This window comes from Microbispora sp. NPDC049633 (genome assembly GCF_040675265.1).
Lineage (GTDB): Bacteria > Actinomycetota > Actinomycetes > Streptosporangiales > Streptosporangiaceae > Microbispora > Microbispora maris.
This window is the reverse complement of record NZ_JBFAOO010000075.1, coordinates 21,456-33,988: the sequence shown is the minus strand read 5'-3', so window position 1 is coordinate 33,988 and position 12,533 is coordinate 21,456. Positions and strand designations below refer to the sequence as shown.

Annotated in this window: 11 protein-coding genes; 7 read left to right on the top strand and 4 right to left on the bottom strand. The window is 72.1% G+C overall.

What is annotated here, in order from left to right; translation table 11 throughout:
* The first annotated feature begins 128 nt into the window (after positions 1 to 128).
* The gene (locus tag AB0J39_RS20495) at positions 129 to 2,504 is read left to right on the top strand and encodes a glycoside hydrolase family 9 protein (RefSeq protein ID WP_363466925.1); all 2,376 of its coding nucleotides are present in this window, start codon (positions 129 to 131) and stop codon (positions 2,502 to 2,504) included.
* 154 nt (positions 2,505 to 2,658) lie between these two features.
* Entirely contained in the window at positions 2,659 to 3,060 is a 402-nt protein-coding gene (locus tag AB0J39_RS20490) for a cellulose binding domain-containing protein (protein ID WP_363466922.1), read from the top strand.
* A 184-nt stretch (positions 3,061 to 3,244) separates the two neighbouring features.
* Here the strand turns inward: AB0J39_RS20490 and AB0J39_RS20485 are convergent, their stop codons facing one another.
* The 3 genes from AB0J39_RS20485 to AB0J39_RS20475 all read right to left on the bottom strand — a co-directional run bounded on the left by AB0J39_RS20485 (position 3,245) and on the right by AB0J39_RS20475 (position 5,808).
* On the bottom strand, positions 3,245 to 3,508 hold the full coding sequence (locus AB0J39_RS20485; protein ID WP_363466919.1) for a hypothetical protein: 264 nt from the start codon (positions 3,506 to 3,508) through the stop codon (positions 3,245 to 3,247).
* A 158-nt stretch (positions 3,509 to 3,666) separates the two neighbouring features.
* Complete coding sequence (locus AB0J39_RS20480; RefSeq protein ID WP_363466917.1) at positions 3,667 to 4,395, bottom strand: response regulator transcription factor; 729 nt, start codon at positions 4,393 to 4,395, stop codon at positions 3,667 to 3,669.
* Positions 4,396 to 4,656: 261 nt separating this feature from the next.
* The gene (locus tag AB0J39_RS20475; protein ID WP_363466914.1) at positions 4,657 to 5,808 is read right to left on the bottom strand and encodes an FAD-dependent monooxygenase; all 1,152 of its coding nucleotides are present in this window, start codon (positions 5,806 to 5,808) and stop codon (positions 4,657 to 4,659) included.
* 83 nt (positions 5,809 to 5,891) lie between these two features.
* Between AB0J39_RS20475 and AB0J39_RS20470 the strand changes: the two genes are divergently transcribed.
* The 5 genes from AB0J39_RS20470 to AB0J39_RS20450 all read left to right on the top strand — a co-directional run bounded on the left by AB0J39_RS20470 (position 5,892) and on the right by AB0J39_RS20450 (position 11,460).
* The gene (locus AB0J39_RS20470; RefSeq protein ID WP_363466912.1) at positions 5,892 to 6,542 is read left to right on the top strand and encodes a helix-turn-helix domain-containing protein; all 651 of its coding nucleotides are present in this window, start codon (positions 5,892 to 5,894) and stop codon (positions 6,540 to 6,542) included.
* 61 nt (positions 6,543 to 6,603) lie between these two features.
* Entirely contained in the window at positions 6,604 to 6,759 is a 156-nt protein-coding gene (locus AB0J39_RS20465) for a hypothetical protein (protein WP_363466910.1), read from the top strand.
* Positions 6,756 to 7,169, top strand: coding sequence for a VOC family protein (locus AB0J39_RS20460; RefSeq protein ID WP_363466907.1), 414 nt, complete (start codon positions 6,756 to 6,758; stop codon positions 7,167 to 7,169). Before AB0J39_RS20465 ends, AB0J39_RS20460 begins: the two co-directional genes overlap by 4 nt.
* A gap of 170 nt (positions 7,170 to 7,339) precedes the next feature.
* Complete coding sequence (locus tag AB0J39_RS20455) at positions 7,340 to 10,537, top strand: DEAD/DEAH box helicase (protein ID WP_363466905.1); 3,198 nt, start codon at positions 7,340 to 7,342, stop codon at positions 10,535 to 10,537.
* The gene (locus tag AB0J39_RS20450; RefSeq protein WP_363466903.1) at positions 10,537 to 11,460 is read left to right on the top strand and encodes an SWIM zinc finger family protein; all 924 of its coding nucleotides are present in this window, start codon (positions 10,537 to 10,539) and stop codon (positions 11,458 to 11,460) included. The genes AB0J39_RS20455 and AB0J39_RS20450 overlap by 1 nt, the downstream gene beginning before the upstream one ends.
* 60 nt (positions 11,461 to 11,520) lie before the next feature.
* On the opposite strand, the gene AB0J39_RS20445 is transcribed toward AB0J39_RS20450, so the two are convergent.
* Entirely contained in the window at positions 11,521 to 12,450 is a 930-nt protein-coding gene (locus AB0J39_RS20445) for a diacylglycerol kinase family protein (protein ID WP_363466901.1), read from the bottom strand.
* Positions 12,451 to 12,533: the final 83 nt, after the last annotated feature.

Below are 12,533 nucleotides of genomic sequence, written 5' to 3'. Positions count from 1 at the left end.
GCCTGTCCATTACCCCCCCCCCCCCACGTTCTGGTCGCCCTCGGGGCCCGACGCGATCGGGCGGGCGGGGGGGGGCCCGTCCCCCCCCCCCCCCCCCCCGACCCCCCACCTATGCGAGGCACATCTCCATGCGGCGTACGTTTCCGGCACTGGCGGCGCTGATCATCTCCACCGCGGTCGTCCCGGCCGCGGTCCCCACCTCGGCTTCCGCGGCCCCCGCGTACAACTACGGCGAGGCGTTGCAGAAGTCGCTCTTCTTCTACGAGGCCCAGCAGTCCGGCAAGCTGCCGTCCACCAACCGCGTCACCTGGCGCGGCGACTCGGCGCTGAACGACGGCAAGGACGTCGGGCTCGACCTGACCGGCGGCTGGTTCGACGCCGGCGACCACGTCAAGTTCGGCCTGCCGATGGCGGCGAGCACCACGATGCTCGCGTGGGGCGCGGTCGAGTACCGCGACGCCTACGCGTCCTCGGGCCAGCTCACCTACCTGCTGAACAACCTGCGCTTCGTCAACGACTACTTCGTCAAGGCGCATCCCTCCCCCAACGTGCTGTACGGGCAGGTCGGCAGCGGCAACCCCGACCACGCCTGGTGGGGAGCGGCCGAGGTGCTGCCGATGAGCAGGCCCTCGTACAAGATCGACTCCTCGTGCGGCGGGTCCGACCTCGCCGGTGAGACGGCGGCGGCGATGGCCGCGTCCTCGATCGTCTTCCGGCCCACCGACCCCACGTACGCCGACAAGCTCCTCACCCACGCCAAGCAGCTGTACTCCTTCGCCGACACCGTGCGCGGCAAGTACAGCGACTGCATCACGGACGCGTCGACCTTCTACAAGTCCTGGAGCGGGTACAACGACGAGCTGGTGTGGGGCGCCATCTGGCTCTACCGCGCCACCCAGGACGCCTCCTACCTCGCCAAGGCCGAGTCGTACTACGCCAACCTCGGCACCGAGTCGCAGTCGACGACCAAGTCGTACAAGTGGACGATCGCCTGGGACGACAAGTCGTACGGCTGCTACGCGCTGCTGGCGAAGCTGACCGGCAAGCAGCAGTACACCGACGACGCCAACCGCTGGCTCGACTGGTGGACGGTCGGCGTCAACGGCCAGAAGGTGAACTACTCCCCCGGCGGCCAGGCCGTGCTCGACCAGTGGGGATCGCTGCGCTACGCCGCCAACACCTCCTTCGTCGCACTCGTCTACAGCGACTGGCTGACCGACGCCACGCGCAAGGCCCGCTACCACGACTTCGCCGTCCGCCAGATCAACTACGCGCTCGGCGACAACCCGCGCAAGTCGTCGTACGTGGTCGGTTTCGGGAACAACCCGCCGCGCAACCCGCACCACCGGACCGCGCACGGCACCTGGACCAACAATCAGAACGGCGAGCCGGAGCAGAGCCGGCACATCCTGTACGGCGCGCTCGTCGGCGGGCCGAAGACGGCCGACGACGCCTACGCCGACAGCCGGGCCGACTTCGTGATGAACGAGGTCGCCACCGACTACAACGCGGGCTTCACCAGCGCGCTGGTGCGGCTGTACAAGGAGTACGGCGGCACGCCGCTGGCGAACTTCCCGGTCGCGGAGACCCCTGACGGCCCGGAGATCTACCTCCAGGCGGCACTCAACGCCACGGGCCAGAACTTCACCGAGATCAAGACGATGGTCTACAACCACTCGGCCTGGCCCGCCCGCGCGCTGACCGACGGGTCGTTCCGCTACTACTTCACCCTCGACGGCGACACCACGCCGGGCCAGATCACCCTGACGGCGAACTACAACCAGTGCAAGCCGCCGACCGGGCCGACGCAGTTCTCCGGCAAGGTCTACTACGTCACGATCGACTGCTCGGGGCAGACCATCGCGCCGCAGGGTCAGTCGGAGTCGCGGCGTGAGGTGCAGTTCCGCATCGCCAGCGCGGGCAGCTGGGACCCGTCCAACGACTGGTCGTACACCGGGGTGTCCACCACGCCGTCCACGCCGGCGACGGTGCAGAACATGACGCTGTACTCGGGGTCCACCAAGATCTGGGGCAACGCGCCGGGCACCGAGCCGTCCCCGTCCCCCAGCCCCTCGGTCTCCCCGTCCCCGTCGCCCAGCCCGTCCGCGTCGCCGTCGTCGAGCCCGTCGCCGTCTCCGTCGCCGAGCCCGTCGCCGTCGCCCAGCCCGTCGCCGTCTCCGTCGCCCAGCCCGTCGCCCGTCACCGGCAAGGCGTGCACCGCCACGTACAAGCTCACCAACTCGTGGCAGGGCGGCTTCCAGGCGGACGTCACCGTGCTCAACTCCGGTGGCACGGCCATCTCCGGCTGGACGGTGGGATGGTCGTTCCCGAACGGCCAGACCGTCGCCCAGCTGTGGAGCGGCACCGTCAGCCAGAGCGGTTCGAACGTCACGGTGAAGAACCTGTCCTGGAACGGCGGCCTGAACCCCGGCGCCACCACGAGCTTCGGCTTCACCGGCAACGGCTCGGGCACCACCCCGGCCCTCACCTGCACCCCCGCGTAGCCCGCGCTCCCGGGCTCGCCCAAGTCGCCCGCCTTCCCCGGATGGACCCCTCTCCGGGGAAGGCGGAGCACCAATCCCCATCGCGGACCGACCGGCGTGGAGCGGACGGTCCGGCGTCCCGGCGACCACCGGGCAGTGCGAGGAAGGGAGATCGATGATCAGGAGAGCGATCACCACGGCGGCCCTGGTCCTGGTGTCCACCGGGATCGCGGCCGTTCCGGCGTCCGCGGACTCGATCGGCTGCGGTGCGAAGTACGCGATCACCAGCGAATGGCCCGGGACCCGGGACGCCACCGCGCTCGGGCAGGTCACCGTGACCAACACGGGTTCGTCCGCCATCAAGGGCTGGCGGGTGTCGTGGCGTTACACCGACGGCAGCGTCGTCACGCAGGTGTGGGGGGCCGTCCCCCTCCCGGTGATCGGCATCGTCGGCGCCCATGCGTTCGGCAACGAGAGCTACAACGGCAATCTCCCCGTCGGCGGCTCGACCGTCTTCGGCTTCGCCGCCCGCCTGGGCGGCGGAAAGGCACCGGACGTGACCTGCACGCCCGCCTGACCGGCGGCCCGGCGACCTCGCCGGACCGGCAGGACTACAGGAGAGCAGGCTTCTCCAGGCAATATGATCAATTATGTGATCAATAAAGATATAGACGATCCCCCGGGACAAACTCCCGGGGGATCGTCGTCTTCCGCTATTCGAACATGACGCAACCTGACACGTCACACCATGCCATGCCGAATCACCACGACTCGGGAGGCATGTTCACGTCGCCGACGCGGTCGTAGATGACGGTCTCGTCCGCCAGTCTGACGACCACCACACGGCGGGCGAGCCCCGCTCGTTCCAGCGCCTTCGCGGACTCCACGGCGTTCTTGGCATAGTGGTAGCGGTCACGGCTACCGGTGAACGGGCTCTCCCTGTCGCACCGGACCTCGTAGCGGTCATCCGGCCAAGGGTGAGGAAGCCCGTCAGTAGTGCGGCGCTCGGTAGCGGTCGCGGTCATTGCACACCTCTCTTGTCGCGGAGGGACCTCCGCTCAGAAAGACCCCCCTGCCCCCCCAACGTCTAAGTATTCCTCATATGCAACATTTGTTTCACGGCAACCCCCTCGAACAGAGGGCCGAGGACAGCACGATGTCACGCGAGGGGCAGCATGGCCTGTCACGGCCGCAGGACGTATCCCACGCCCCGCACCGTGTGGATCAGCGGCCGCCGGCCGGCGTCGATCTTCTTGCGCAGATAGCTGATGTACAGCTCGACCACGTGCGCCTGCCCGCGGAAGTCGTACGACCAGACGCGGTCGAGGATCTGCGCCTTGCTCAGCACCCGCCGGGGGTTGCGCATGAGGAAGCGCAGCAGCTCGAACTCGGTCGGCGTGAGCTCGACCAACTCCCCGTCGCGGGTCACCTCGCGGGCGTCCTCGTCCATCACCAGGCCGCCCACCACCAGCCGGTCGCCCTCGGCGCTGCGCGCCATGCCGGCGCGGCGCAGCAGCCCGCGCAGCCGGGCGAGCACCTCCTCCAGGCTGAACGGCCTGGTCACGTAGTCGTCACCGCCCGCGGTGATGCCCGCGACGCGGTCCTCCACGGCGTCGTGCGCGGCCAGGAACAGCACGCGCACGTCCGGAGCATCGGCACGCAGGCGGCGCAGCACCTCCAGCCCGTCGAAGCCGGGCAGCATGATGTCCAGCAGCACCGCGTCGGGCCGGAACTCCCGTGCCTCCTTCACCGCCGACGTCCCGTCCCCCGCCGTGCGCACCTCCCAGCCCTCGTATTTCAGCACCGCGCCGAGGACCTCGACGAGGTCCGGTTCGTCGTCGGCCACGAGGACGCGTACGGGGTTCCCATCGGGGCGGACCAGCCCGGGCCGGTCGTTCGAAGTCTTACGCATGATGGGGTCAAGGGTCCTCCCCACTCACCGGGCATGCCCTGTGAGCCACCTCAGAGAATCCTATGAATGGTCTCGACCCCCACACCGGCCGGCCCGCCACCGAGCCGGCCTCGGTGACGGTCATCGGCCCGCACCTCCCCCTCACGGACGCGTACGCCACCGGCACCCCCGCTCATCACGCCCTCACTCACCGCGCCCTCACTCACCGCGCCCTCACTCACCGCGCCCTCACTCACCAAGCCCCGCTCACCACGCCGTCGCTCACCACGCGAGAGCATGCTTGAGCCGTGTGGTGGCGGCCACGGCGGGCCACAGGCGGGTGGCCAGGTTCCTGGCGACGATGCCGCCTCGCGTCGCGGGGACCAGAAGTGCCGACGCCTGAGCGACGTTGCGCTGCTTGGGGTCCACCAGGCGCCGGTGCGCCGCCTCGTAGCGCCGGAAGGCGGCCGCGGGATCGCCGGCGTGCCCGGCCAGCGCCTCGGCGAGGGTGAACGCCCCCGCCATGGCCAGGGTGGAACCGTCCCCGAACAGCGACACGCAGGACGCGGCGTCGCCGAGGAGCCCGACGCGGCCCTTCCACCACCGAGGCAGGCGCACCTGGCTGACGGAGTCGAAGTAGAGGTCGTCGGCGGCGCGCACCTGTTCGAGCAGCTCCGGCGCCCGCCAGGACACGTCCGCGAAGGCGTCGATCAGCATCCGCTTGTGCTGCTCGGTGTCGCGGTGGTCGAACTCCGGCGCCGCCGGGCTGCGATAGAGGAAGAACGCGCCCGCGGGCCGCGGGTTGACGGCGATCGCCTTCCCGGGCGTGTTGTGCATGAGGATGTCCCGGCCCGCTCCGGCCGCCCCCTCGGCGAGCGGCGCCGTCGCGACGTACAGGCCCATGTGGCGCACGAGCCCGCTCTGCGGTGTCCCCCTCTCCTGGCCGAACGTGAGGCGCCGTGTCACCGAGTGCAGGCCGTCGGCTCCGATCACCAGGTCGAAGCGGCGGGGGGCGGCGTGCTCGAAGGCGACCTCCACTCCGTGCTCGTCCTGGCCGAGCGCCGTGATGGAGTCGTCGAAGAGGAACTCGGCGTGGTCGCGGCTCGCCTCGTACAGGATCGACGCGAGGTCGCCGCGCGGCACCTCGACCTCGTCCGGCCGCTGCACGGCGCGCATGTCCATCCGGCCGACCCGCCTGCCGGCCGCGTCGACGAAGCTGACCCCCGTCGTGCCGGTGGCGGCTCGGCGCAGCCGGGGCATGACGCCCATCCGTTCCGCGACCGGGACGGCGGGGCCCCGGACGTCCACCGGATTGCCGCTGGACCGGGGCTCTCCCCCGCGTTCCACGACCGTGACCCGGAATCCGTGCCTGGCCAGCCAGTAGGCCAGCGTCGGGCCCGCGATCCCGGCCCCCGAGATCAGCGCTGTCGTCATGTCGCATCCCCTAACCGGAAGATTTTCCTCCGCATAAACGACGGTATCCTAACCGGAGGAAAATCGTCCAGATCCCTCGTGAGGTGGCAGTGGAGAAGGGGCTGCGCGCCGACGCGCGCCGCAACCGGGACCTGATCGTCGCCGCGGCCCAGGAGCTGTTCCTGGAGCAGGGCGTCGACGTGCCACTGGAGGAGGTCGCCCGCCGGGCGGGCGTGGGCGTCGGCACGCTCTACCGCCGCTTCCCCGACCGGGACGCGCTACTGCGGGCGGTGGGCGAGGAGAGCCTCCGCCGCCTGGTGGACCTGGCGGAGACGTCCTGGCGCGAGGAACCGGACGCCTGGCACGCGTTGTGCCGTTTCCTGCGCGGCTCGGTGGCCCTGCGGCTGGGCGTGCTGCCGGCGAAGCTCGAACCGCACCTGCATCAGCGGTTGCGCGTCGGCCCGGACCTGCACGAGATGCGGCAGCGGGTGATCGCCGCCGTCCTGCGGATGATCGAACGGGCACAGGCGGACGGCGCGCTGCGCGCCGACATCGGCCCTGGCGACGTCGCCCTGTTGATGACCCTGAACGTGTACACGCCGCCGGGCATGCACAACGAGCAGGCCATGGGACGCGTGGTGGAGATCATGCTGAACGGCCTGCGCGCCGACGCGGAATCGCCCCTCCCCGGAACTCCGCTCGACGAGGACGACCTGCGCCACTACACCGCCGTACGGCTCCCGCCCGCCGAATGACGGCCGGGGCGATGACGAGTCTCCGGCATATGCTGATCCCGGCGACCGGCGCCGCCGCGTCGTGGGCCTGACGCCGGAAGGCCGCCGCGCCACGGAGGAGGCGCCGCTGTCCGGTCCGGTACGGCTGCGCCACGCCCCTGCGGACGCCGGACGGCTGCCCCGGTCGGCGGCCGACGACGCGGTCGTCCTGTTCGGACTGGAGGAATACGCCCCATGACTCCACGTGAGAGCGCCGTCACGGTGCTCGGCGTCGACAACATCCTGTTCACCGTCGGCGACCTGGACGAGGCCGTGAAGTTCTACGCCGCGCTCGGTCTTCCGCTCGCCTTCCGGATGGACGAGCCGGGCATCGCGCTGTTCCGGCTGGGCGACGAGCCGGCGGGGCTGCTCGTACGCCGCGGTGAGATCTCCGCGGCGGTGGGTTCCGGCGAGGGGCGGCCGCGGGTGTGGCTGGAGGTGGCCGACGCCCGGGCCACCGCGCGGGCCCTGCGAGAGTCAGGTATCGCCGCTCTTGCCGACCCCTTCCCGGTCGCGACCGGCTGGACCGTCGAGGTCGCCGATCCCTGGGGCAACACGGTCGGCTTCACGGACTACACCACCATGCCCGAGCGGGGCCGCGGCGCCTGACGCCGTCCCGCCCCGGCCAGGCGCGCGGAGCGTTGTCCACAGGCGACGGCGGGAGCGGCCGGGAAGCTCCGTCGCCGCTGCTAGCGTTCCGGATTGGCGAGAGGAGACGGTGTGCTCGTGATTCACACGGCCTGCGACAGCGGGCGGCTCGCACTCCGGGTGGAGACGGCGTGATCGTGATCCACGCCGCCTGGGATGGCGGGAGACTCGTGCTCTGGGCCGAGGAGACGACCGGCGCGGAGCCGGTGGCCTCCCGCGCCGAGGTGCGCCGTCACCCCTTCGCCGTCCCGGCGAGCACCCTGGCCGCGGAGCTGTCGCGCTGGGGGGACGCGGCGGCCGAGGCGGCGGGCAAGGCCGTGTCCGGCGAAGCCGTGCTGCTGCTGCCGAGTTCGGCGACGAGTCCCCTCCCCTCCCCGGAGACCGGCCTGCGGATCACCGCGCGCCGCCCGAGGATGAGTCCGTGGCGGATGCCCGCGCTGCTGGTCGAGCCCGGGCCCGCGCTGCGCCTGCTGACGGAGGCGTTCGAGCCGCCACCTGTCGCCGGGCCGTCCCTGCGCTATCTCGCGGTCGTCGCCGCCCACGCCCGTGACCTGGTGCGGCGCGGCCGGGTGCTGCCCCAGCTCGTCACCGAGAACGGCGGCTACGCCGCACGCTGGCGGCCCGTCCTGACCGGCCCCCACGCCGCGCGCTTCCGGGAGCTGGCCGCCGCCATGCCGCCGGTCTGCCGGGCCGTCGGCGCAGAGCATCCCTCGGCGCGGGTCCTGAGCGAGGCGCTGGCGGGCCTGGCCGACGCCGCCGTACGGCAGGCCCTGCCCGAGCGTCTGCTGGGCGGGCACCATCCCGGGCGGCGCGGCCCCCTGGCCGACCGCTGGACGGTGGCGCTCACCGGTGACACGGCGGCCCTTCCCGGAGTGCGCGAGCAGGAAGCGGAGACGCTGGCCCGGCCGCTGGAGGACTGGTTCAGGGCCGCCCACCAGCTCGACGGCCCGATCAAGGTGTGCTTCCGTCTCGTCGAGCCCCTCCTGGCCGAGGAGCATCCCGGGCAGGATGCGACCGCCGGCCAGGAGATGGCGGCCGAGCCCGCCACTGCCCACGCGGCCGCGCCGCGGGGCTCGGCCGGAGCACTCGCCGATCCCGCCACGGCCCGCGCGGCCGCACCTCGCGGCCCGGCCGGAGTGGGCGCAGCGCCCTCCGCACAGGCAGAGGCGACGGCCCCGCCGGACGCCGGAGGCTGGCGGGTGGAGTTCGCCCTCCAGTCGGCCGAGGATCCGAGCCTGTACCTGCCCGCTCCCCTCGTCTGGGCGGGCGAGACCATGCCCGGCCTGCCCGGACGTCCGGACGAGACGCTGCTCGCCGGTCTCGGCCGGGCGGTCCGCCTGTACCCGAAGATCGATGACGCGCTGCGGGAGGCCCGGCCGGCGCACGTGGGCCTGGACGCCGCAGGAGCCTTCCACTTCCTCCGCCATGCGGCGCCGCTTCTGCAGTCGGCCGGGTTCGGCGTGCAACTGCCCGCGTGGGCCGGCCGCACCCGGCTCGGCCTGAAGCTCACCGCCCGGTCCCGCTCCGGGCCCGGCGCGGCCGCCGCCCAGGGGTTCGGGCTGGCGCAGCTCGTCGACTTCACGGCCGAGCTCGCCGTCGGCGACGAGACGATCAGCGAGGCGGAGCTGGCCGAGCTGGCCCGGCTGAAAGTGCCGCTGGTCCGGCTGCGGGGGCAGTGGGTCGAGCTGGACGCCCGGCAGCTCGGGGCGGCGCTGAAGGCGGTGGAGCGACGCGGGTCGGGGCAGATGACGGTCGGCGAGGTCATCCAGGAGGTGGTCCACGGAGGGGACGACGAGCTGCCGCTCGTCGAGGTGGACGCCGACGGACTGCTCGGCGATCTGCTGTCCGGCGAGGCCGACCGCCGTCTCGAGCCCGTCGCGACGCCGGCCGCCTTCCACGGCACGCTGCGGCCCTACCAGGAGCGCGGGCTGGCCTGGCTCGACTTCATGTCCCAAGTCGGACTCGGCGGCATCCTCGCGGACGACATGGGCTTGGGCAAAACGGCCCAGACGCTATCACTGCTCGCAAAGGAGCGGGAGTCGGGCGAGCGGGTGGGGGCGACGCTGCTGGTGTGCCCGATGTCGCTGCTGACGAACTGGCAGAAGGAGGCCACCCGTTTCGCGCCGTCGCTGGACGTCTATCTCCACCACGGGACCGGCCGCCTGCGCGGCGAGGAACTGGCCGGCCGGGTCGCCGGGGCCGACCTCGTCCTCACGACGTACGGCACGGCCCTGCGCGACCGCGACGCCCTCGCCGGGTTCACCTGGGCCAGGGTCGTCTGCGACGAGGCCCAGGCGATCAAGAACGCCGCGGCCAGGCAGGCCCAGGCGGTGCGCTCGCTCCCGGCGCGGACGAGGCTGGCGCTGACCGGCACTCCGGTGGAGAACCACCTGGCCGAGCTGTGGTCGATCATGGAGTTCTGCAACCCCGGCCTGCTCGGATCGGCCCGGGCCTTCCGCGACCGCTACCAGGAGCCGATCGAACGGCACGGCGACGAGACGGCGACCGCCGCACTCAAACGGGCCACCGGCCCCTTCGTCCTGCGGCGGCTCAAGACCGACAAGACGATCATCTCCGACCTGCCGGACAAGCTGGAGATGAAGGTCTGGTGCACGCTCACGCCGGAGCAGGCCAGCCTCTACCAGGCGGTGGTCGAGGACATGATCGGCAAGATCTCCGGCAGCGAGGGCATCGAGCGGCGCGGCAACGTCCTGGCCGCGATGGCCAAGCTCAAACAGGTCTGCAACCACCCGGCCCACCTGCTCAAGGACGGCTCCCGGCTGGCGGGCCGCTCCGGCAAGCTGGCCCGGCTGGAGGAGCTGGCCGAAGAGATCGTCAGCGAGGGCGACAAGGCGCTGGTGTTCACGCAGTACGCCGAGTTCGGCTCGATGTTGCAGCCCTACCTGGCGGCGCACCTCGACCGCCCGGTGCTGTGGCTGCACGGCGGCCTGCCGAAGAAGACCCGCGACGCGCTGGTGGAGCGGTTCCAGACCGAGGACGAACCCATGCTGTTCCTGCTGTCGCTCAAGGCCGCGGGGACCGGGCTCAACCTGACCGCCGCGAACCACGTGGTCCACGTGGACCGGTGGTGGAACCCGGCCGTGGAGGACCAGGCGACCGACCGGGCCTTCCGCATCGGGCAGACCAGGAACGTGCAGGTCAGGAAGTTCGTCTGCGCCGGGACGCTGGAGGAGCGGATCGACGAGATGATCGAGCGCAAGAAGGCCCTGGCCGAGAGCGTGGTGGGGACGGGCGAGGACTGGATCGCCGACCTGTCCACGGCGGAGCTGCGCGAGCTGTTCCGCCTGTCGCCCGAGGCGGTGAGCTGATGCCGGCCGGCAGGGACGGGTGGTTCGAGGCCGCGCGGCCCATCAGGGTCGAGGGCGGCATCAGGGCGCGCTCGAAGCGCGGGTCCATCGGCGAGCAGTGGTGGTCGCGGCGGTTCATCGACATCCTGGAGCGCGTCTGCGACCCGGGCAGGCTGAGCCGGGGCCGGGCGTACGCCCGGCGCGGCCAGGTGCTCGACCTCGACCTCGGTCCCGGGCTGGCCAAGGCCAGGGTGCAGGGGTCGCGCCCGGAGCCGTACGACGTGAGCGTGCGCATCACGGCGTACGGCGAGCCGGAGTGGGCGGGGCTGGTCGAGGCGCTGGCCGCGCAGGCCCTCCACCGGGCCAAGCTGCTCGCCGGGGAGATGCCGCCGGAGATCGAGGACGTGTTCGCCGGGTGCGGGCTGCCGCTGTTCCCCGGCGAGCACGGTCTGGACATGGCCTGCTCCTGTCCCGACTGGGGCTTTCCGTGCAAGCACCTGTCGGCGGTGCTGTACCTGCTGGCCGAGGCGTTCGACGACGACCCGTTCCGGGTGCTGGCCTGGCGGGGCATGGCCAGGGACGCCCTGCTCGACGCGCTGCGCCGGACCGCTGGCGATTCCGGGTCCGCGGCCGGGGGCAAGGCCGGGACCGCGACCGGGGGCGGGGCCGGGGCTGGAGCCGGAAGCGAGGCCGGGCCGCCGGGGCTTCCCGAAGTGGCCGACGTCCCGTTCGCCGAACGGCTCGGCGACTTCTACGAGCCGGGCGCCTCGGCGGCCCGCCTCGCCCCGCCGCCCGGCCCCGAAGGGCATCCCGACCTGCTGCTGCGCGCGCTGGACCCGCCGAAGGTCAAGGCCAGGCACATCCCGCTCCTCGACCTGCTGCGGCCGGCGTACCGGGCCTTCGCGACGGGGGAGAACGAGGAGGCCGAGGGAGGCGTCCCGTGATCTTCTGCCGTAGCGGCCGCGATGGGCCGCAGCGATCACGGAACACGACCCCGGCAGGGATCAGGTGTCCTCGAAGCTCTGCGGGACCATCACGCGGACGCCGTTCGGGATGGTCCTGAGCACGAGCGGGGTGCGCAGCCGCACCTCGCCGTCGATGTCGGCGGCCATGGGCGGGTCGGTCTCCAGCAGCATCTCCTGGCCGGTGACGAAGGGCCCGCCCGCGAGGCTGGTCCACCTGCCGGTGGTCGCCCGGACGAGCGTCTCCCCCAGCAGCCGCAGCCGCTTGCCCGAGCCGAGCTGGTAGGCCACCAGCTTGCGGTTGTCGATGCTGACGTCCCTGGCGATCTGCCACCCGCCGTGGAAGCGGCCGTTGGCGATGTTGAGCTGGTGGGTCAGCAGCTCGTGGCGTTTGCCGTCCACGGTGATGTAGGCGCGGAACGGCCGGTGCCCGGGCAGGATCGTGAGCGCGGTCAGCGGGTAGGCCGCCCGGCCGAGCATCCGCTTGACCCACGGCTTGACGGTGCCGGCCACCTCGACCGAGACGCCGAAGCTCGCGAGGTTGGCGAAGGGCCGGTCGCCGCACACGCCGAGGTCGATGTCGGCCACCTTGCCCTCGGTGAACACGCCGACCGCCCCGGGGAGGTCGAGCGGCAGCCCGAGGCTGCGGGCGAAGTTGTTGGTGGTGCCCAGCGGCAGCACGCCGAGGGCGACGTCGCGGCCGGCCACGTGCTTGACCGAGCTGCTCAGCGTGCCGTCGCCGCCGCCGACCACGAGCAGGTCGGGCTGCTGTTCGAGCGCGCGGGTGATGACGTCGCGCAGCCGGGACGGGTCGGTGACCGGGTGGACACCGGTGAGCCGGAAGTCCCGGTCCCGCAGCAGCCGCACCACCTCGGCATAGCGGCGGCGACCTCGCCGGGATTTCGTGTTCACGACGACGGCGGCCCGCCGCTCCCGGTGGATGGCAGCCGTGTGATCCGCCTTGCTCCGCACGCTCACATGCTAGGGGCCTGCGGGCGCGGGCGCGCATGAGAGTGCCCGGCGGCCGTCCGGGGGGCGGACGGCGGCCGGGCACG

Coding starts and splice junctions, on each gene's coding strand:
- AB0J39_RS20495 (WP_363466925.1), top strand. CDS start 129: ATGCGGCGTACGTTTCCGGCACTGGCGGCGCTGATCATCTCCACCGCG.
- AB0J39_RS20490 (WP_363466922.1), top strand. CDS start 2,659: ATGATCAGGAGAGCGATCACCACGGCGGCCCTGGTCCTGGTGTCCACC.
- AB0J39_RS20485 (WP_363466919.1), bottom strand. CDS start 3,508: ATGACCGCGACCGCTACCGAGCGCCGCACTACTGACGGGCTTCCTCAC.
- AB0J39_RS20480 (WP_363466917.1), bottom strand. CDS start 4,395: ATGCGTAAGACTTCGAACGACCGGCCCGGGCTGGTCCGCCCCGATGGG.
- AB0J39_RS20475 (WP_363466914.1), bottom strand. CDS start 5,808: ATGACGACAGCGCTGATCTCGGGGGCCGGGATCGCGGGCCCGACGCTG.
- AB0J39_RS20460 (WP_363466907.1), top strand. CDS start 6,756: ATGACTCCACGTGAGAGCGCCGTCACGGTGCTCGGCGTCGACAACATC.
- AB0J39_RS20450 (WP_363466903.1), top strand. CDS start 10,537: ATGCCGGCCGGCAGGGACGGGTGGTTCGAGGCCGCGCGGCCCATCAGG.